This window comes from Grylomicrobium aquisgranense (assembly GCF_033971865.1).
GTDB lineage: Bacteria > Bacillota_I > Bacilli_A > Erysipelotrichales > Erysipelotrichaceae > Bulleidia > Bulleidia massiliensis.
This window is the reverse complement of record NZ_JALBUR010000033.1, coordinates 1-19,141: the sequence shown is the minus strand read 5'-3', so window position 1 is coordinate 19,141 and position 19,141 is coordinate 1. Positions and strand designations below refer to the sequence as shown.

Here is a 19,141-nt window from a genome sequence, read left to right as displayed (position 1 = left end):
TGTAAAGGCCTTCCTTTCTTGGATGAGGCAACTTCCCCATCTCTTTATTGAGCCAATAACAAGTATGCGGGATGATCCTCGAACACACAAGTTAATGGAGGGCTTTTACATATTGTCTAAAGACGGGCATGAAGAGTGGTGCCGGAACCAGCGAAGAAATCAATGATAAGAGCGTTTGGTTTATGGGTCACAAAGAAACGTAGAACGTCACGGACAGCATATAATGATTTCGGATATGAAAAATAAGATTGTCCAAAAATACTTTTTAAAATATTTGTTCCGCCAATCAAAGCATTATGAGAATTAATTCTCCATTGAGTACCTGGAATAGAAGTTCTAACAAAGTTACTGTCATCTATCATTAATGAACCATCTATATTTTTGCCTATTATAGACACTCCATCCGAATGTAATTTTTCGATTTCTTTTCTATTAAGATAGCTAATAGCCATACTATTTTTTGTAAATCTACCAAGATGAACATATCCATTATTGACAGCCATCTTTAATTTCTCTGGTGACATCTGCCAACAGCCTTCTTCATCATCACTATGTAAAGGCCAAATTGCAACACTATTAGGTGGAGCAATAACACTATTTCTATCAGCGTTTTTCGGTAAAGCATCACCTACTTTAACGATATGCGTGCCGTCTTTTGATACAAATATAGGATAAAAGCATCCGGGTGAATGCTGTCTTGTCGAATTTGACCCACTTCTAGATAGTGCGCGTCAAGATATCTTTTCAGTTCTTTTATCGGCTTTGGTTGTCCACTCATCTGATAAGGCTAATGCGCAAGGTGATGCATTTCCAAATTCAATAATATAAATGTATTCGTCTGTTCTGGAAAACTGTTTATCTCTTGCAACACCGCCTGCATTTATCAAGCTACTAATCATCTGAATTCGTGCTTCTGGAAACATCTGTTCAAGTAAGCAACCTAAATGCAGATATTCCTTTTCATCAATGGTAACAATTAAAACACTATCTCTCGGATTCAGCAGTTTCTTTGCAAGCTTCAAACGCTTTTCCATGAAGGACAGCCATTTCGAATGCCGGTATGCGTCGCTATTGTCGACATAGTTGTTATTGTATTTCCAGTCTTTTGCGCCTGTGTTGTAAGGCGGATCAATGTAAATACAGTCAACTTTACCGGCATACAAATACTCCAATAACTGTAGCGCATGGTAATTGTCTGCTTCGATCAACGTGTGCCAAAGCGGATCTCCTGGTGCATTTTCTACGCTGTCGATCTTCTTCAGATACGGATAGATAGGCTCACCGAACTGTGCAACAGACACAATTTCATCCAGCTTGAATTCGACCGGATTGTCATCTTCTTTACTTCCTTTTGCTCTGCAAACGGCTGTATCATCATGGATTGCTGTAACAATATAATCTTCGCTGACATCTCCTGTACGCTTTGCAACAAGGCTACCGACTTTTACGGGTACATCGTATAAAGGAGTACATTCCGGCAGATGTTCCTCAAACACAAGACCGAAGCGTCTGCGCTTTTCAACAGCTCTTGCTTCCTTCATGATTCTGTCCCGCAGACCTGGGTCATCGATCTGCTCGATAAGATCGTCAAGTTTTGACATAGAATAGCCTCCTGAAACAAGTATATCATATCGTGTAGATGATTCGACATAATTGATGATTTATGTATAAAAACGGATGGAAGGGCAATGACGATATGGTATTCACAGCTGATTGGGGAAAGAGCATTTGATGCTATTACGTTCAGCAGCAATTATTTAATGACTAACAATTACAATCTTGGCAAGATACATCTTTTGAATATAGCAGTCAAATTTTACATTTCATAAAATTCTCAAACTGTTCATCTGAAATATATTTCTTTGCTTCTGCCGCAAAGTTGTATTGCTTTGTCATATCGATCTTTATTTCCTTATGAGCCAGCAGGTACATGAAATATGTCGTCTTATTCGTTACCTTCATCGGATCGAAAAAGCCGACTGCTCTTTCAATGTTTCTGGCGTAGGTTACATCGATATCTTTATCCTTGAAGATAATCTTCCACGGAACACCCAGTTGTTTCCAGTAGATGCATTCGATTGTCTGTTTTTCGATGATTCGACTGGTATTTTTCTTGTCGCCAAATACCGAATCATAGCTGCTTTTCACAGATAACGCCTGTCGTTGTCCGTTGGTGAAAACAACAAGCAGATCCGTAGTCATATGCGTTGAATTATCATGCGGGTGTTTATATCCAAGCATGTTTGCTATCTTCAAAGTTTCTTCAAGATCCAGCGCATACTGCTCATAGATCGTCTTAACATTGTCCTGCCAGCGCAGAATTAGGTATGCCAAAAACTCTCCCTGTGACAGAAAGTGCATAGATCTTCCGGATTTCCAATCGGTGAATACATCTGGCGTACCGATATTTCCGGTGAATTCAGTCACTTTATCCCAAGGTTGATAGTTTTCACCTTCCTCGCTGCGATGCTGTTTCACCTTTGTGTTTTCACTTGGTCTTCGCATTATCGAACATCCTTTCAAGTACATCCCGCTGTGTGTCAGTATAAGCCAGAGCATACATATCCTTGGCAGAAATTTTATGCTGTTCCATACGGGTTTTCACAAAAACATCTATATCCCAGCCGTAGTGATATGAATACTGTATGAGATCGAGCAACTGCAGCATTTCCCAGTTGTCATCTGTGATTTCAACAGGCAGTGTTTTTATGCGGATTCTGCTTTCAAGCACTTTGATAATACGTCCATGTTTGGAAGCATCTTTGTTTGTGCAGATCATGAAATATTGCGGCGGCTGATTCATCAATCCAATTTCATAGTACAAGTGGTTTCCATATATGAACCCAAAAACATGCCCATTATTCCTGATATAGATTCTTTCAATAATATCCCATTCGGACGGATGATATGTTGCAAAGCAGCAATATCCGCTTATGCAGCGTGTCAGAAGCTTCTTTTTCACCAGACGATTAACATCATCACTGATATTCTTTTCACTGCGATTTTCAAAGCGCAGTTCAGAAATATGAATCAGAGAATCTTCCGTGTAATTTTCACGCAGATATTTATATAGTTTCTCTTCAGGACGAATCGTCTGATACTTGCCTTTCTCAGCAAGCGGAAGAAACGGAGAGAGGGTAGGTCTTAATAGTTCCTGCATGATAAATTGTTTATTGCGTCTTATCGGCTTCTGAATACCCCAGGTGTCTTCCACAACATAGACATTTTTTGAATTCTCAGCTTTATAAGCACGATACCTGCCTTTGGATATATCGGAGACGAGCTTGAAAAAGTCTGCATCACGCAGCATTAAACGGCAGTCAGGGCATCGTGTTCCCTGCTTGAAATCACTTGCCGAAACAAGGAATTCCTTACCGCATTTATTATGCCGCATTCGTATTTTTTTATGCGCCGCATACGTGTCGTCAAGGACTGTATATTCATCACCGACCAGATCTTTTACGTTCTGCTTGAAGTTATCAAGGGTCAAGCTAGGGAGAATAACATTTTGGTTGCATACAGGGCAGACGCCATGTCTGTCGGAGAAATGCCGGAATTGTCTTTCGAAAATTGCACCGCATTTCTCACATTTGATGACCGCAGTATCTTCCATTCCATTGTATTTTAATAATTTCAAGCCTGGCCCAAGGCGTTTTGCCGCCTCTGCTTCGCTGATTTCACTGTGGCAAGTACATTGTGTTCCTTCCAGAAGAATGCTGCGTGCCCGGGTCGTATACGTACGTCCGCATACTTTATGACGAACTGTAATCGGGTCTTTCAAAGATACGAAATCACTTTGCTGCACATAATCAGAGCCAAGCTTCTGGCTGAACAGAACCCGGAAATTTTCCTGCGGAGATAGTTTTGCCATACACGTAGGGCACCACCAGCCGTCAAGGAATCCCTGGGGCGTTACAACAAAGCTTGTACCACAATCCTTATGCTCCATTTCAACGATTGTGTTTCGATATGGCTTATATAGATCATAATCCGTGCCGCATTCATCAAGAAGTTCACCGAATCGGCTCACATCTTTTTTAACAAAGATTTTATCTGGAGTGCCGAATAGAAAACACAAAATGGCAGTCAGATTGACTTCATCCGTGCCGGCAGATTTATTCATTTTATGCATTGTGATTCGGAAAAACTGATCTAAATCACCCCTAAACATCGTGGAGAGTGCAGATTGCTTAAAATCCTCTTCAATTTTTTGATAGCTTCCAGAGTATCCAAGATTCTTTATTTGTTCCTGAGCAGCTTGGAGCATTTCAGTTCTGCTGCAATCAAATGATTTTTTCAGCATTGCAACAGCAAACTCGTCATATTCAGCACATGAAGGAGCATCTGATGGGATTTCGGCAAACATTTCTCTGTCCATCTCGTGCCCCTTTGTACCTGCAAAACACACCAGTTTTACACCGTGCTTTGTACAAGTAGTAACGCCTGGGAGATTCTGCGATCGTTGATACCAGAAAAATCCCTTCGTCTTCAGCATTTCCGCACGGCATATCGGACATATCTGCAGATGTTTGATGAATGTGTTAGGACTGGTGACCAGGCCAGGAAAGCTGGCTTTTTCACGGAAAGCCACATTGATTATCTGCGTCTGCTGATTAGGCGTCAGCAGCGGTGCAAGAAAAGGATAAATTGTTGTATTCAGGAAGAATTCAACCGGATCTACAGCTGATAATTGCTCAAAGATACCGTGCAGATCATCGAAGGTATCATATCGAATCTGATGATATGATCTGAAAGGAGTCTGGTGATTAAATAATGTCGTATACACATCACCAGTCGTTTCATATCCATTCACCCGCAATAGACGGTTGATATATGAGAAAAGCAGTTCATCATCTTCCGGCGGCACAATGTTTCCTAATGTTGCCATACTCACTCCTTATTCTTTTCGTTGTCGGAGAATGCTTTCAAAGAAAATGAATTGGAATTCTGATTATCAAGAAGCTCCTTTTTGGCAGCTTCAATGTCATATTTCGGTTTTGATGGGTGACGCCTTCTGACCTTATCATTCTTTTCCTTCAGAAGAGCCATCATCACCTTTGATACAGCCTGCGGAACATCAATGTCTGTTTCAGAAAGCAGGGTCTTATCAGCAATGCTGCGAATCGTATCCTCTCTGTAATCCTGCGTACTTTTCCGGATTGCCGCAGTGACATCATCAACAAGTTTTTCATGACCGACCAATTCCTCTGGACTTATCTTGGCATCTATATTTGCTTCTTTTGACTTTGCATCAAGCGAGGCTATATAGTTGGAAATTGTCTCTTCGTCTGTCGAAAGTCCAAATGGATTCGCCTCTACCTCTATCATGTCATGCTGTTTCTTGGCATAGCTGAGGGCGGCTCTTTCTACAAGTTTTTCATCGACAGCAGGAGCATGTCCATCTGCATTTTCAATCAGCCAGATACGGTTCATCTCCGCATATATTTCCGCTAAGAGGCCGACAGTGCCTTTGGTTTCAAAGAACATCGTCCGCAGCATCGCATCTGTCGGTTCCACAGGCGATCCGTCGGGATTGCTGAACCATTGAAACATAAAGAACTGACGAAAAATCGTCCGGAAGGCTTCGATACTCCGACAGTATTCACTAGCCTCAATATCTTTTCCGAACCGCCGGGTCATCTGGAAGGTAGTAAAAAGCTGTTCTTTTGCTTCCTGAGATCCGACGGTCATAAGGGCAGTGTTTGTAATATTGTTGAATGTGACGAGGTTTTCAAGCGCTGATTTGCGAAATTCTGTCTGAAGAAGGAATTCAATTTCATCAAGGATCAAAATGCCGACATTGAATGTGTTGCAGAGTGTCGCCGCATAGTTCATCTTTTCGCCAAGCGTTCTCTTCCTTGACATAGCAGTCTGATATTCGCCTGCCGGATTCTGCAAAGCTTCATCAATCGCCTTTGCAATTCCATCCCATAGGAACTTGGAATCTCTTTGCTTATTCACAACAACCGTAATGTAATTAATCTGTATGAACTGATTGAATTTACCTCTGTTGTGAACAATGACTTGTGGAATGCGGCTCAACGTCTCATTCAAGGCACGGCTTTTACCGCAGCCGGAAATACCAATGAGTGATAATCCGGGAACCGCTTCACTCACTCTCGCACGTCCGGAAACATGTGTTTCAATCTGCTTTGCTCCGACAATAATCGGAGTACCAGCGGTGTCATTGATGCTGAGCTTTCGCATGCCATATGTGCGCTGTAAAACAGAGCGGAAAGCTACATCAAGGGTGTAGTGCCATGGCATAGACACCATAAGATCAAAGATGTTATCAACAGACATCAGGTTTGTCTCTAATGTTCTCTTCTGCAGCATTTTCCTAGAAGGCATACGGATAATGTGTGTATTCAGCTTAACCAGCTCTTCTCTCGAGTAGGGGCTTCCGATGCACTCCGCCATAGGATTCCCATGATAAGAATCGACAACGGATTCTTCATACTGCGCGTCAATCATTCCATCTTCTGTGAGACTGCAGTCATCGTATAAATGCTGGCCTGGAGCTAAATTGCGATATTCATACATCACTTTTCACCTCTGGCAATTTTCATCATTTTTGCCTTGATATCAGCGTCCGAATCATCGTCTGTAACGACAGGTACTTTCAAATCAGAAGTTGCTGTAGACTTTTCATCAGCAGGTTGTTCATTGTTGATTTCATTGCCGCCTGTGTTGATTACTGTCTCCGTGTTCTTTGCGTCAAGTATTATTCCTTCAATCCTAGCGGCAGCACTGTGTTCGTTATTATCCCTCTCTTTCTCTTCGATTCTGTTAGCTTTGAGATTTTTAGCGCTCGGCTTGAGTTTTGAACCTTCCTGCAGAATCATCTGCACCCGTTCTCTGTGATTTGTTTTCTCAACATTGTTTTTCAGCTTTGCAGCACGCTTTTGCTCAATATCCATGCTATGCAGATGAAGATATTCATCCCATGTCATTCCCTTGTAATCCTGGTATTCAGAAACGGATGGATTTAATACAGCCTGAACGACAGCATTATTGGAAACATAATACAAATGACTCACATCACTTTCATCGTACCGAATATCAAACTTTTCCGTACTTTGCAGAGACATCAGTCGGACGTTGAGCTCAACATCGCGTGGACTTGTATAGTACAGGCCCTTATAATAGATGCCTTTTCTGGTTAAGGAAGCCTTGGCAGTCGTCATTAATTTCCATATATATTCAATGTTGTTGCAGTTTATCAAGTGCGTCAGCGGATTCTTTGCACAGTAATACTGCCAAAGTGATTTTGGTGAAGCATCAATTTCCTTTTCAATCATTTCCCTAGACCGTTCCCGGCTTTCAATCACCCGTGTATTGTGATAAATGATATAGGAAACCATCAGCTTTCTCATTTCTTGAACTGAAATGCATGCCATTTCTTTGTGATCGGAATCGTAACGTTTTTCGATAAGACCAGCATGAAAGAATTCTTCGGCGTGAGCAAGATTGAACTGACGAAATTCTTTTTCTATTGAGCCTTTCAACGAACCACTTGCGGCTGGAACAGGTTCAGCCGTAATATCCAATTCTTTTAAGCGGCGCATTGTTTCCTTACTTGTAAACTCAACACCTTTATCAGTTCTGAGTTTCGTAGGAAGCACGTCGGTAGGCCATATATCATCAGATGCAAGAGTAAATCCTGTCTCATTCAGAAGAAGATCGCGTTGTTCGCGCTTTAATGACAGCAGCAGATTCAGCACTGCCGCATTTGAATTGTCTTCAAAAGACATACTTTCACCAATGATCATGCCTGTCAGAACGTCAATGATCAGATACATGTTTGCACGTCCAACAACTTTTTCAGGATCATATTTCGAAACAAGAAAGTAATCGGTCGGTGTTGCATCTGCGTCGCAAAGTTCCCCAGGATATATAAGTCCGCCACGTTCTTTACCGAGAAGTACCCGTTTCTGATTCCGTTCCTCACGGGCAGATGTTTTAATGACATCAATATCTCTTTTTGAAAGTCTCTTATGCAGTTGATATGCAAATTGACGATAAGACGGATATTTACAGCCTGCAGGAAAATCCGGATAAACTGACCCATCCTTATGTGTTATTAGCACCTTGTAATGACTGAGCAGCCTGTCATAGGCATCCTGCATTGACATGACGCGGTTCTTAGCGAAATCCTGTACAGCTTCATCAACGTATGAAATATCCTTTGATGTGAATTCAAACGGAGATTTTCCGGAATCCGTCTTTCGGCCCGCCTTTTTTACGGTAGTAGAATCTTTCTGCTTCGGAAGAAAATATCGCTCATTGACTAATGAGTAATCCCGGCAACCGCTTTGCATCCAGTGGGTAATGATTTTCCACAGAGAGACATTTGAAATGTCTGCTTCTTCTCTGATTTTTTGTAGAGCAGGCTTCGGCTGTTTACCAATCAATTTGAGATAATCCGGCCCATATTCATTTTTTACAGCACTGACAATTTTCTTGTTCCGCAGATATGCTTCCCGCCATTTTGGCGGCAATGCATTTTCATCAAAGAGCGGATATTCTTCTCCGTCATCAAGGATCGAGTATGTGCCAGCATTAAGCAAATTTATCAGCGCTTCCGTCCCAATCGAATAAAATGACAAAGATGTTTTATTGAGGTCGCAAAGGACACAATCAACAGCACTTGCGTATATAACCCTATACTTAACTGTTCCGCTGCCAATAATCTGGCCAGGCTTAATAAAATTATTCATTGAGACCTCCTTTATTTGATATCTTAATTATATCTTGTTAACTTATAAATTGTAAATAACGCTGAGTTATTTATTTGAATATTAACTTTCAATTGTAATATTCAAAATAAAAAAGCGAGCTTTTTCAGCTCGCTGTTAATTTACAATTGCCTTATTAACTTATCAATTGTAAATATTCACATTAGTTTCTTTCTTATTACAGATGCATGACTCTTTCTTTGATCTCTTCGGTTCTGCCCTGGTTCCAGAACTGGGTGCCAATGTAGCCGCAGGTACGTCTGGCAACATTCATCGTATTCTGGTCAGTATTGCCGCAGTTCGGGCAGCGCCAGATCAGCTTGTGATTGGCATCTTCCACGATCTGAATTTCACCATCATATCCACACTTCTGGCAGTAGTCGCTCTTGGTATTGAGCTCCGCATACATAATCGTATTGTAGATATGCTTCATCAGAGCAAGAACAGCCTGAATGTTGTTCTGCATATTCGGAACCTCTACATAAGAGATCGCACCGCCTGGTGACAGCTGCTGGAAACGTGACTCAAAGGTGAGTTTATCAAAGGCATTGATCTCCTGGGTGACATGGATGTGATAAGAGTTTGTAATGTAGTTCTTATCCGTTACGCCCGGAATGATGCCAAAGCGCTTCTGCAGGCACTTTGCAAACTTGTATGTTGTGGACTCCATTGGTGTGCCATAAACAGAGAAGTCAATGTTGGTTTCCTTCTTCCACTTTGCACAGGCATCATTGAGATGCTGCATAACGTCAAGACCGAACTTTTCTCCTTCCGGATCAGTGTGGGAATGGCCGGTCATATACCGTACGCACTCGCACAGGCCGCCATAGCCAAGAGAAATCGTAGAGTAGCCATTGAACAGAAGCTTATCGATCTTTTCGCCTTTCTTCAGACGGGCAATTGCACCATACTGCCACAGAATCGGTGCGACATCACTTGGTGTGCCGAGCAGTCTGTTATGACGGATCATCAGTGCTCTGTAGCACAGATCCAGACGCTCATCAAAAATCTTCCAGAATGCGTCCATATCCTTGCCGGAAGAGCAGGCTACATCAACCAGATTGATGGTCACAACACCCTGATTGAAACGGCCATAATACTTATGCTTGGCCGGATGATAATTGCCGGCATCTGCGACATTGCCAATACCTGCATCTGTAAAGCGGTCCGGTGTCAGGAAGGAACGGCATCCCATGCACGGGTAAACATCGCCCTTGAGCTGTCTCATGATCTTGGCGGAAATATAATCCGGGACCATTCTCTTGGCAGTGCATTCCGCAGCCAGCTTGGTCAGATAGTAATACCTGCTGTTTTCATGAATGTTATCTTCATCCAGCACATAGATCAGCTTCGGGAAAGCAGGGGTGATATAGACACCTTTCTCATTCTTGACGCCCTTCATCCGCTGCTTGAGCATTTCTTCAATGATCATGGCAAGATCTTCACGCGTCTGGCCGTCTTCGACTTCATCCAGATACATGAACACAGTCACGAACGGAGCCTGGCCATTGGTTGTCATCAGGGTGATGATCTGATACTGAATCGTCTGCACACCATCCTTGATTTCCTTGTGCACACGCTGCTCCGCAATCTCATTAATCTGATCCTGACTCAGATGCAGGCCGGCAGCTTCTACCTCATTTGCAACGTTCTCACGATGCTTGCGGCGGCTGACCTCCACAAAAGGTGCCAGATGGGAAAGGGTGATCGTCTGGCCGCCATACTGGTTGGAGGCAACCTGGGCAATGATCTGTGTCGCAATGTTGCAGGCCGTTGCAAAGGAATGCGGCTTCTCAATCAGTGTATCCGTAATCACGGTGCCGTTCTGCAGCATATCTTCCAGATTCACCAGGCAGCAGTTATACATCGGCTGGGCGAAATAATCCGCATCATGGAAGTGGATGATGCCTTTCTCATGTGCATCGATGATATCCGGCGGCAGCAGGAAACGGCGGGTAATATCCTTGGATACTTCACCAGCCATATAGTCACGCTGGGTAGAATTCACAGTCGGATTCTTATTGGAATTCTCCTGCTTGGCTTCCTCGTTATTGCGGCCGATCAGAGAAAGAATCTGCTCATCCGTAGAATTTGCCTTGCGTACCAGAGCTCTCTCATACCGATAGGTAATATAATTCTTGGCTACGGCATAGGCACCCTCATGCATGATCTCTGTTTCCACCATGTCCTGGATCTCTTCCACACCGACACTGCGGTTCAGTGCTTTGCACTTATCCACAACCGCATTAACAATTGTGTCAATGGTGCTGGAAGGCATCTGATTCTCAGGATTGGTTGCACTGTTTGCCTTGGTAACAGCGACTTTAATCTTATCGGCAGCGAACAGGACTTCTTCGCCGCTTCTCTTGATGACGTTCATATCTTCCTCCAAACTGCAAGAATGAATTAGTTGCACATCCAACTAATTCATGCTGAAGACATTATACGGCAGGAAAACACAAAGACAAGAGGTTTGATAAACGTGTTCTCATGATGATGTTTTCATGTCTTTTCTTCATTGTTTCTCATCTGTGAAACATCATCTGGCAGGGCAGGAAAAGGCAGAAAATCATTGGCTCATATGTGCCGTGAAACACGATGTATCATATCTTTTTCGACATGAAACGAAAGTGTCATTGCGATCCGCAGAGAAAATCATTGCTGTTGTGATAATATAAAAAGGCTGAAGAAAGCGAGGATATCAATATGGCTTTTGATTCGCTGAGCGATCGTTTGAACCATGCCATGCGCAATGTGGTCGGCAAGGGAAAGCTGACCGATAAAAATATGGAGGACATGCTCAAAGAGGTGCGTCTTGCACTTCTGGAAGCAGATGTCAACTACCGCATCGTCAAGGACTTCCTGGAAGAAGTACGTGAAAAAGCAAGAGGCGCTGATGTTATTAACTCGGTCGAACCGGGCGAGATGCTCGTCAAGATCGTCCATGACCAGCTGGTCGATCTGCTTGGCAATGAAGAGGCGGAGATTCATTTCAAAGAAGACGGCATTACGTCCATCATGATGGTAGGTCTGCAGGGAACTGGTAAAACAACATCCGTTGCCAAGATTGCCAGCCTGCTTACTAAAAAGAAAGACAGAAAATGCCTGCTGATTGCGGCAGATGTTATTCGTCCGGCAGCCATTGAACAACTGCAGACACTGGGTAATGAAATCGGCTGTGAAGTGTTCACGCTGGGAACAGAAACACCGGCTCTGGAAACTGTGCGCCAGGGTATGGATCATGCAAAGCGCAATGGCTATGACACCGTATTGATTGATACCGCCGGCCGTCTGCACATCGATGAAGAACTCATGCATGAACTGCAGGAAATCAATGCGGCAGTTCATCCGGATGAAATATTACTGACAGTAGATGCCATGACGGGTCAGGATATCGTCAATGTTGCGTCTGCCTTCCGTGATGCGCTGCCATTGACAGGTCTGGTTGTCACCAAGTTTGATGGTGATTCCCGCGGCGGCGGCGTGCTGTCGGTCAAGAAGATTACTGGGGTGCCGGTCAAGTTCGTTGGTGAAGGCGAAAAGATCGAAGACATGGATGTCTTCCATCCGGACCGCATGGCTGACCGTATCCTGGGCATGGGCGATATTGTCTCCCTGGTTGAAAAAGCCCAGGAAAAGATGGATATGGAGCAGGCCCAGAAAGCTGCTGAGAAGATGATGAGCGGCCGCTTTGACCTGGATGATATGCTGCATCAGTTTGAACAGATTGAGCGTATGGGGCCGCTGCAGGGCATCATCAAAATGATCCCGGGCATGAGCCAGTATGCCAATATGGTAAACGACGGTCAGACAAGTGCAGCCATGAAACATTCCAAGGCCATGATTCAGTCTATGACCAAATGGGAGCGTGAACATCCGGAAAAGATCCGCTCCACGATGAAGAAAAGAATTGCCAAAGGCTCCGGCACAACGGTCAATGATGTTAACAAGCTTCTCAGCCAGTTCTCCAAGATGAAGCGGGCGATGGGGCAGGTTGGCAATCTGCAGCGCTCTGGCAATCTGAATGAAGAAAAGCTGGAAGATATGATGAACCAGATGACGGCGAAGACTGGCATGAGTGCTGCGCAGCTGGAAGAGTTGTCCAGAAAAATGAAGTAATCCACTTGAGTGTCAAGTAAATGTGCTTGACACTTTTTCTTTCGAGCGTATACTAAGACTGTCATTAGCAGGAGGATAACAAAATGGCAGTTAAGCTTCGTTTGAAGAGAACCGGTGCAAAGAAGGCACCTAGATATCGTATTGTAGCAGCTGATTCCCGTTTCCCGAGAGACGGCCGCGATATTGAGACAATTGGCTATATCAACCCGACAACAGATCCTGAGACTGTAGTTCTCGATGCAGAGAAGGCTCTGGACTGGCTGAACAAGGGTGCACAGCCTTCTGATACGGTCCGCAACATTCTGTCCAGACAGGGTGTCATGAAGAGATTCCACGACCAGAAGGCAGCCGCCAAGGCCAAGAAGTAATCTGTATGTCGAATCTTGAAGAGGTGCTTTACAACCTTGTCAAGCCAATGGTTGACAATGTGGATGCCCTCAGGGTGGAAGAAAAGACATCTTCCAATCCAAGAGAGGTTGTCATTGGCATTCATGCGGATGATGAAGACATTGCCCGCCTGATTGGCCGCAAGGGTTCAATGGCCAGTGCACTGCGCCAGGTGATGAGTGTCGCTTCTCATCGTGAAGACAAAAAAGTGACAATCAAGTTCGAACAGGAAAAGGATGCTGACTGAACGGCATCCTTTTTACTTGCTATAATAAGAATATGGCATATATCAAAATTGGAAAAATGATCAACACCCATGGCATACATGGTGAAATCAAGATTCAAAGCTGTTCAGACTTTGATCAAGAACGCTATACACCTGGCAATACGGTCTATCTGCTTTACCAGGGAGAATACAAGCCTTTGAAAGTAAAATCCTACCGTGTGCACAAAGGCTTTCCGCTTGTTGCCTTTGAAGGCCTCGAGAATATCAATGATGTCGAAATATACAAGGAATGCGGCCTGTATGTGCAAGACAGCCAGCGTTCACCCCTGCAGGATGGGCGCCACTATGTCAGTGAGCTGGAAGGCATGCAGGTCATTGATGAAGAAGGACATCTGCTTGGTACTGTCACCAGTATTGAGGAAACACTTGGCGCCAATCGCAATATGCGCATTGTCAAAACAGATGGAAAGGAAGCACTTATTCCTTACGTGCCAGCCTTCATCCGCAATGTTAATAGTGAAGAACGCACAATCACCATTCATGTGATCGGAGGACTGTTGTGAGAATCAGCGTACTGACATTATTTCCGGAAATGTATGAAAATTTCCTGCATACATCCATCGTCGGCCGCAGTGTGGCATCCGGACTGGTGGATATTGATCTTGTGCAGATCCGGGACTTTGCCCATGACCGGTACCGTCACGTGGATGATTCACCGTTTGGCGGCGGGGCAGGCATGGTGATGAAATGCCAGCCGGTGCGGGATGCCATCGCTTCTGTGAAAACAGAGGATGCATGGACTGTCATGATGTCGCCAGCAGGTGAACCATACAGCCAGGCAAAGGCCCATCAGCTTTCCCAGAAGAAGCATCTGATTTTGCTGTGCGGCCACTATGAAGGACTGGATGCACGGATCATGAACCATGTGGATGAAGCTGTCTCCATTGGAGATTACGTTCTGACCGGCGGAGAACTGGCTTCCATGGTCATCATCGACTCTGTGACCCGGCTGCTCAAAGGTGCCATTGCGGATGATTCCACCCGTGAAGAATCACATGAAAACGGTCTGCTGGAATATCCACAGTATACCCAGCCGGCTGATTACAACGGCGAAAAAGTACCTGCGATCCTATTATCCGGAAATCATGAAAAGATCCGTCAGTGGCGGCTTGTCCAGTCACTGCTTGAAACAAAGAAAAGAAGGCCTGACCTGTATGCCAGACATGTTCTGAGCAAAGATGAAGAAAAAGCCCTGCGTGCGTATGAGGAGGGGAAACTATGCTGAAATATACAGAAAAGGCAGAAACACCACTGAAATGGCATCGCTTCAACCAGGCTGTACTGATGCCGCTGATCATTCTTTCCGGCATCTATCTGACCATCTGCACCATTTGTGTGCGTATGGGCAGAAGCACCAGCTGGATGTTCAATACGGATGCACTGCTGGCACCCCAGGATGACAAATGGCTCTATTACATCAGCTTTGCCTTTGTTATTCTGGAAACACTGATTGTCCTGCAGGCATGGCTGCGCAGTTTTCGCTGGATCCGCAGCAGCTGGTGGTACCAGATGAGTCATTATCTCACACTGGTTCTGTATGCCTGCTATGCATTTTCCGAAATCTATCGGAAACATCTTTCGATGGTAATCGGCATGAACCTGCATCTCTATCTTGATCTCAGCATTTCTTCACGCTGGATTTTTCTGATTGCAGCCGTCATCCTGGCGTTGACCATCATGTACTGTGCACTCTCTCTTGTCTACTATGGGGAAAGGCACCGCCTGTACCGCCGCATGGTTGTTGAAAAAGTAACGATCAGAAAACCGGAAAGCAGGCCTGCAGAAATCTCTGGCGCAATAGTAAATCAGCCGCAGGATGCAGAGAACGCTGACAGTCATATCCAAAAGCCAGAAAAGAGCATAGAACAGGCAGAACAGAAGACAGAAGAGAAAGAACATACAGCATCTGAAAAGCCGCAGAAGACAAAGCATGTGCTCTTCACCTTGAAGCAGCATGAGAAAAAGGCAAAGAAGGAAGCAGTTCAGCAAGAGGAGACAGAGCCTGCACCAGAGCCGATTGCCGTTCCTTCTCCTTTGACAAAAGAACAGAAAGAACAATTGGAGCAGTCTGAACATGCTGCAAAGGTTTCTGCGCCAGAAGCAGCAGACCCCGTTTTGAAAGAAACTGTATCAACTGAGCAGGAAGCATCAAAACAGGAAGAACGCATGGCCATGGATGAAACAGTGGCTGTGACTGCTGCTGAAACAACAGAGAACGCCCAGGATCATCAGGAACAGATTCATCCAGCACCAGATGAAAGCACAGACAGCCAGAAGCCGCTTCCACCGGTGCGCTTCTGTTCACACTGCGGTGCAAAGCTGAAAGTTCCGGGTGCCAGGTTCTGTCCGGTATGCGGACAGCCCATTCATCCTGCAGATCAAGAAAAGATGGCAGATCATGACTGACTGTCATCTTTTTTTGCATTTTCTTCCATTTCCTGCCGATATTCCTCAAAATACCGCTCCAGATACATCTTATGGGCAACGGTAATCACAATGTTTTCCAATGCCTGTGACACCGGACTGGAGGTTGCTGCACAGACGATGTGGTGGCTGGCATCCATCAGAGATGACAGCACTTCATGCAGCATGCTCCGAAACGCCTCATAGGCATGCTCATAACTGTCAAACTGATCCAGTGAGGACAGACACATCCGGATATGATCCATGGATAATACGGTCTTGGCAGTAGCAATAAAGATCAATCCCGCAATCTGATCGCGCGAATACGTTTTCTTGTGCGGTGAAGAAATCAGTTTCTGCTTCACATAATTGGAAACCATCGATCCCGTAATCTGCATTTCCGGAAAATCCTGCAGATAACTGTTGATGTACTTGACGACCTGATCGAGATACAGACCAACATCCGGAATTTCGTGGTAGGCAGGATATGTAAAGCTTTCTAAGATCGGCTGCAGTTTATTTGTATTCATGCTTTTATCATATGGTCGTAATCATTATTCGTCAATAAAGTATTTGAATCATATTGACAAGTTATTTAAAAACCGCTAGTATGATAACTGTAATCAGTTAATGAAAAACCGATCACAGGATATAGGAGGTTTTCATATGACCGTCATGAATCAGAATACAGTAGTAAATGAACGCAGAATGTTTACCGTCAAGGATCCGATCAGTGCTTTGACGCATCTGATTGGCGCTATTGGTGCCATCCTGGGCATGCCGGCACTGCTGCTGCAGGGGGCACGTATGGGCAACTCCATGGCTGCACTTGGCTCCTATGCCGTGTTCATGCTGTCCATGATTATCCTGTACAGTGCTTCCACAACATACCATTCCTTCAGCATCAATGCCCGCGTTAACAAGATTCTCAAGAAGGTGGATCACTGTTCCATCTTCCTGCTGATTGCCGGCAGCTATACACCGGTGGCAGTCACCGTACTGCCCGGCAGAGAAGGCATGATTCTGTTAAGCATCGTCTGGACAATTGCCGTACTTGGCATCATCTTCAAGCTGTGCTGGGTTACCTGCCCGAAATGGGTGTCCAGCGTCATCTATACTGCCATGGGCTGGACAGCCATCTTCTTCATGAAAGATATCGTCGCCCATCTTTCCGCACCAGCCTTCTTCTGGCTGCTGGCAGGCGGTCTGTTCTACACGGTCGGTGCTGTCATCTATGCTATGAAGCCGACAATGTTTGAAAACAGAATTCCTGGCTTTGGCAATCACGAGCTCTTCCACTGCTTCGTGCTGGCAGGCTCTCTGTGCCATTACATCCTTGTCTTCCAGTATCTGACAATGCTTGGATAATGATGAAAGATTATGCAGCTGTACGCGAACACGTACAGCTGTTTTTCTGCGTTCTGTCATCATGATCAGGAGGAGGTGGATGATGAAACGTAACGAAATTCTTCTGGATGCGTGCCACGCCATGGCAGCACAGAGTGATCTGAATGAGGAGGAGTGGCAGACGTTTGCCAACTGCTGCATTCTGGATGTGCCGGCTGTGGAATGTGCCGCCTTGCTGCAGCGGGATCCCAGGCAGATTCGTGTGCTGTATACACAGGTCGCACTCTGTATGGCAAAAGAAGCACTTGGACAGTATCTGCAGACAGAAAGCATGTCTCCTGTACAAAGAAAGCGCTTATAATATAAGAAGAAGCGTTTTAGATAAGGAGACTATAATATGAGATTTGTAGATTTAATCGAGAAGAAAGCTGATGGGGGTATCCTGTCCAAAGAAGAAATTACGGATATGGTCAATGGCTTTGTGGCAGGGGATATTCCTGACTATCAGATGAGCGCTATGATGATGGCCATTTTGCAGAAAGATATGACCGATCAGGAAATTGCGGATTTGACGATGGCCATGATGCACAGCGGCGATGTGGTAGATCTTTCCGATCTGCCTGGCATCAAGCTGGACAAGCATTCCACCGGCGGCGTCGGTGATACAACCACACTGGTTGTTGCACCATTGGTCGCTGCCTGCGGCGGTACCGTTGCCAAAATGAGCGGCAGGGGCCTTGGCCATACCGGCGGCACGCTGGATAAGCTGGAAAGCATCCCGGGCACCTGCATTGAACAGCCTCTGGAAGCGTTCAAGGACATTGTCCGCAAGAACGGCGTGGCCGTGGTCGGCCAGACCGGCAACCTGGTACCGGCAGACAAGAAAATGTATGCCCTGCGTGATGTCACTGCAACTGTACGTTCCATTCCGCTGATTGCCAGCTCCATCATGTCAAAGAAACTGGCCAGCGGTGCCGATGCCATCGTCCTGGATGTCAAGACAGGCAGCGGTGCCTTCATGCGCACCAAGGAAGAAGCGTTCCGCCTGGCAAAAACCATGGTTAATATCGGCGCTTTGCTGCACAGACAGGTCAGAGCCCTTGTGACAGATATGGACCAGCCGCTTGGCAATGCCGTAGGCAATGCCCTTGAGGTACAGGAAGCCGTACAACTGCTCAGCGGGCAGATTCCGGAAACAGATCCTTTGTATGAGGTGTGCATTCTGCTTGGTGTACAGATGTTAATGATGGGCAAGCTTGCTGACAGTGAAGAAGATGCCAGAAACAAACTCAAGGCAGCCATTGCCGATGGCAGCGGCCTGAAGAAACTGCAGGGGATGATCACTCTGGAAGGCGGCGATGCCTCTTATCTGACGGTAGAAGGCATGAAGAAACTTGTTACCGTAAAGCAGAAGGTGGATGTCAAAGCAAGCAGGGATGGCTACATCCATGGCATGCAGGCCGAAGAGATCGGCACGGCTGCTCAGATGCTTGGTGCCGGCAGAGCCAAGAAGGACGATATCATTGATCCGGCTGTTGGCCTTGTCATGAAAGTCAGATGCGGTGCGCAGGTTAAAAAGGGTGATACGCTGTGCACACTGTATGTCAATGATGGCAAAAATCTTGCTGAGGTTGAAAGAATGCTGCAGGATGCCATTCACATTGCACCTCAGAAGCCAGAGCCATTCAAGATGGTATACGGCGTCTTCACAGACTGAAAAACTAGATTCAGATGAATAGGGTAGAGTGAGCCGCGTTAGCGGCTCGACCCTCCCGTTGCACCGTACGTACGGTTTTCCGTATACGGCGCTACGTTTGTATTTACTTACGATTATTGAGATAGTATTCCAACGGGTTGACCA

17 protein-coding genes are annotated in these 19,141 nt (G+C 45.2%); 9 read left to right on the top strand and 8 right to left on the bottom strand.

Features of this window, described 5'->3' with window-relative positions:
• Nucleotides 1-116: 116 nt before the first annotated feature.
• From MOZ60_RS09750 to nrdD, 7 genes are all read right to left on the bottom strand, one after another.
• Nucleotides 117-524 carry a site-specific DNA-methyltransferase gene (locus MOZ60_RS09750; protein WP_370596518.1) on the bottom strand — a complete coding sequence of 136 codons (408 nt, stop codon included), beginning with the start codon at nt 522-524 and terminating at the stop codon, nt 117-119.
• A 207-nt stretch (nt 525-731) separates the two neighbouring features.
• Nucleotides 732-1,601, bottom strand: a complete 870-nt coding sequence (locus tag MOZ60_RS09745; protein ID WP_370596517.1) for a DNA methyltransferase — start codon at nt 1,599-1,601, stop codon at nt 732-734.
• A gap of 208 nt (nt 1,602-1,809) precedes the next feature.
• Nucleotides 1,810-2,478 (bottom strand): TnsA endonuclease N-terminal domain-containing protein, encoded by a 669-nt coding sequence (locus MOZ60_RS09740; protein ID WP_370596516.1) that lies wholly within the window; start codon nt 2,476-2,478, stop codon nt 1,810-1,812.
• A 10-nt stretch (nt 2,479-2,488) separates the two neighbouring features.
• Nucleotides 2,489-4,888: a TniQ family protein gene (locus MOZ60_RS09735; RefSeq protein ID WP_370596515.1), complete on the bottom strand. Its 2,400-nt coding sequence runs from the start codon at nt 4,886-4,888 to the stop codon at nt 2,489-2,491.
• Between the two features lie 2 nt (nt 4,889-4,890).
• On the bottom strand, nt 4,891-6,543 hold the full coding sequence (locus MOZ60_RS09730; RefSeq protein ID WP_370596514.1) for an ATP-binding protein: 1,653 nt from the start codon (nt 6,541-6,543) through the stop codon (nt 4,891-4,893).
• Nucleotides 6,543-8,720: a TnsB C-terminal domain-containing protein gene (locus MOZ60_RS09725; RefSeq protein ID WP_370596513.1), complete on the bottom strand. Its 2,178-nt coding sequence runs from the start codon at nt 8,718-8,720 to the stop codon at nt 6,543-6,545. The genes MOZ60_RS09730 and MOZ60_RS09725 overlap by 1 nt, the downstream gene beginning before the upstream one ends.
• Before the next feature lie 196 nt (nt 8,721-8,916).
• Complete coding sequence (gene nrdD, locus MOZ60_RS09720; protein WP_370596512.1) at nt 8,917-11,118, bottom strand: anaerobic ribonucleoside-triphosphate reductase; 2,202 nt, start codon at nt 11,116-11,118, stop codon at nt 8,917-8,919.
• Nucleotides 11,119-11,444: 326 nt separating this feature from the next.
• Here nrdD and ffh point away from each other — a divergent pair, with 326 nt between their 5' ends.
• The 6 genes from ffh to MOZ60_RS09690 all read left to right on the top strand — a co-directional run bounded on the left by ffh (nt 11,445) and on the right by MOZ60_RS09690 (nt 15,936).
• Nucleotides 11,445-12,857, top strand: coding sequence for a signal recognition particle protein (ffh, locus tag MOZ60_RS09715; RefSeq protein WP_370596511.1), 1,413 nt, complete (start codon nt 11,445-11,447; stop codon nt 12,855-12,857).
• Between the two features lie 83 nt (nt 12,858-12,940).
• The gene (rpsP, locus tag MOZ60_RS09710; protein WP_108775907.1) at nt 12,941-13,225 is read left to right on the top strand and encodes a 30S ribosomal protein S16; all 285 of its coding nucleotides are present in this window, start codon (nt 12,941-12,943) and stop codon (nt 13,223-13,225) included.
• Nucleotides 13,226-13,230: 5 nt separating this feature from the next.
• A complete protein-coding gene (locus MOZ60_RS09705) occupies nt 13,231-13,491 on the top strand; it encodes a KH domain-containing protein (RefSeq protein ID WP_209451807.1) in 261 nt (86 codons plus the stop codon).
• Between the two features lie 32 nt (nt 13,492-13,523).
• Entirely contained in the window at nt 13,524-14,033 is a 510-nt protein-coding gene (gene rimM, locus MOZ60_RS09700; protein ID WP_370596510.1) for a ribosome maturation factor RimM, read from the top strand.
• Nucleotides 14,030-14,755, top strand: a complete 726-nt coding sequence (gene trmD, locus MOZ60_RS09695) for a tRNA (guanosine(37)-N1)-methyltransferase TrmD (protein WP_370596509.1) — start codon at nt 14,030-14,032, stop codon at nt 14,753-14,755. The genes rimM and trmD overlap by 4 nt, the downstream gene beginning before the upstream one ends.
• Nucleotides 14,749-15,936, top strand: a complete 1,188-nt coding sequence (locus MOZ60_RS09690) for a zinc-ribbon domain-containing protein (protein WP_370596508.1) — start codon at nt 14,749-14,751, stop codon at nt 15,934-15,936. The genes trmD and MOZ60_RS09690 overlap by 7 nt, the downstream gene beginning before the upstream one ends.
• On the opposite strand, the gene MOZ60_RS09685 is transcribed toward MOZ60_RS09690, so the two are convergent.
• Complete coding sequence (locus MOZ60_RS09685; protein WP_277007486.1) at nt 15,927-16,463, bottom strand: DUF1836 domain-containing protein; 537 nt, start codon at nt 16,461-16,463, stop codon at nt 15,927-15,929. The genes MOZ60_RS09690 and MOZ60_RS09685 overlap by 10 nt on opposite strands.
• A 136-nt stretch (nt 16,464-16,599) precedes the next feature.
• On the opposite strand from MOZ60_RS09685, the gene trhA reads away from it, so the two are divergent.
• From trhA to MOZ60_RS09670, 3 genes are all read left to right on the top strand, one after another.
• Nucleotides 16,600-17,301: a PAQR family membrane homeostasis protein TrhA gene (gene trhA / locus MOZ60_RS09680; RefSeq protein WP_370596507.1), complete on the top strand. Its 702-nt coding sequence runs from the start codon at nt 16,600-16,602 to the stop codon at nt 17,299-17,301.
• 79 nt (nt 17,302-17,380) lie between these two features.
• On the top strand, nt 17,381-17,641 hold the full coding sequence (locus tag MOZ60_RS09675) for a hypothetical protein (protein WP_108775900.1): 261 nt from the start codon (nt 17,381-17,383) through the stop codon (nt 17,639-17,641).
• Nucleotides 17,642-17,677: 36 nt separating this feature from the next.
• Nucleotides 17,678-18,997, top strand: a complete 1,320-nt coding sequence (locus tag MOZ60_RS09670; RefSeq protein ID WP_370596506.1) for a thymidine phosphorylase — start codon at nt 17,678-17,680, stop codon at nt 18,995-18,997.
• Nucleotides 18,998-19,141 lie beyond the last annotated feature (144 nt).